Genomic DNA, 1464 nt, shown 5'->3' with positions numbered 1-1464 from the left:
CCCCGCCACAGAAGGAATTCGGAGGGCTCCCGCACCCGGTCATTCTCGCGGCGGCCGAGATGTTGGGCATTACCGAGGTGTACGCCATCGGCGGCGCGCAGGCCATCGCAGCATTTGCCTATGGGGTGGACGGCGGCGAGGGCGACGACGCTATCGACCGGGTGGACGTGGTGACGGGTCCGGGCAACATTTATGTCGCGACCGCCAAGCGGCTGCTCAAGGGGACCGTCGGGATTGATTCCGAGGCTGGCACCACTGAGATCGCCATACTGGCTGACAACACCGCGGATCCGCGGCTGATTGCCGCAGACCTGATCAGCCAGGCCGAACACGACCCCAACGCTGCGTCGGTTCTGATCACCGACTCCGAAGACCTTGCCGCTCATGTCCGGGGCCACCTGTCGGCGCAGATTGCGACCACAAAACACGCCGACCGGGTGCGCGAGGCTCTCGCAGGTCAGCAGTCGGGCACCATCCTGGTGGACGACGTCGAGCACGGCATCGCTGTCTGCGACGCGTATGCGGCAGAGCACCTGGAGATTCAGACAGCCGACGCCGCACTGGTAGCCAGCCGGATTCGTAACGCCGGTGCCGTGTTTGTGGGGGACTACAGCCCGGTGAGCCTGGGCGACTACTGCGCCGGGTCGAACCACGTCCTGCCCACCGGCGGGACCGCATCCTTCGCGTCAGGCCTGAACGTCACTACCTTCCTGAAGGCGGTGCAGCTGATCAACTACAACCGGTCGGCTCTCGAGGAAGTGAGCCAGCACATCACCAGCCTGGCCACCGCGGAGGACCTACCAGCCCACGGTGATGCCGTCACCGCCCGGTTCCGCTGAGACCACTACATGTAGTAATGACACTGTTGTAGTTTTCCCATATCTAGTTCTAGAATGGTGGTGTTCCACACGGTAGCCCGACTGCCTGTCCCCACTGATCGAAAGGCGCGGCATGTTTTGTCCCTTCTGCCGTAACGCCGATTCACGGGTGGTCGACAGTCGCCTGGCCGACGATGGTTCGGCAATCCGCCGGCGTCGTCAATGTCCGGAGTGCGGACGGCGATTCACCACCGTTGAGACGACAAGCCTCAGCGTGATCAAACGCTCGGGCGTCGGGGAGCCCTTCAGCCGCAGCAAGGTGATCAACGGTGCACGGAAAGCCTGTCAGGGACGTCCGGTGACCGAAGACGACCTCGCGCTGCTCGCGCAGGAAGTCGAAGAATCGATCCGGGCCAGTGGGGCCGCGGAAATCGATGCCCACGAGGTGGGTCTGGCAATCCTGGGTCCGCTGCAGAAGCTGGATCAGGTCGCCTACCTCCGGTTCGCCAGCGTGTACCGGGGATTCGATTCCCTCGAGGACTTCGAGACGGCTATCGCGAAACTGCGCCGCGAAGCGGGCGAAGCGCCAACTGCGCCGACGGGCACCCAAAGGCCGTTGACCGCGCAGTAACACAAGCTCCGGTGG

The 1464-nt window shown here is 64.1% G+C and carries 2 protein-coding genes; both read left to right on the top strand.

The window, feature by feature from the left end; translation table 11 throughout:
• Window positions 1-839 (top strand): histidinol dehydrogenase (hisD, locus tag K728_RS0104955; RefSeq protein ID WP_024476029.1); only part of this gene is annotated, 839 nt, incomplete at its 5' end.
• Window positions 840-951: 112 nt separating this feature from the next.
• Window positions 952-1449 (top strand): transcriptional regulator NrdR, encoded by a 498-nt coding sequence (nrdR, locus tag K728_RS0104950; protein WP_019481308.1) that lies wholly within the window; start codon window positions 952-954, stop codon window positions 1447-1449.
• Window positions 1450-1464: the final 15 nt, after the last annotated feature.

The sequence above is a fragment of the Arthrobacter sp. CAL618 genome (genome assembly GCF_000468215.1).
GTDB lineage: Bacteria > Actinomycetota > Actinomycetes > Actinomycetales > Micrococcaceae > Arthrobacter_D.
The sequence above is the reverse complement of the archived record's forward strand: the minus strand, read 5'-3'. Positions and strand labels throughout refer to the sequence as shown.

Excerpts from the sequence above, each read along its gene's own strand:
- nrdR (WP_019481308.1), top strand. The coding sequence starts at position 952 with ATGTTTTGTCCCTTCTGCCGTAACGCCGATTCACGGGTGGTCGACAGT.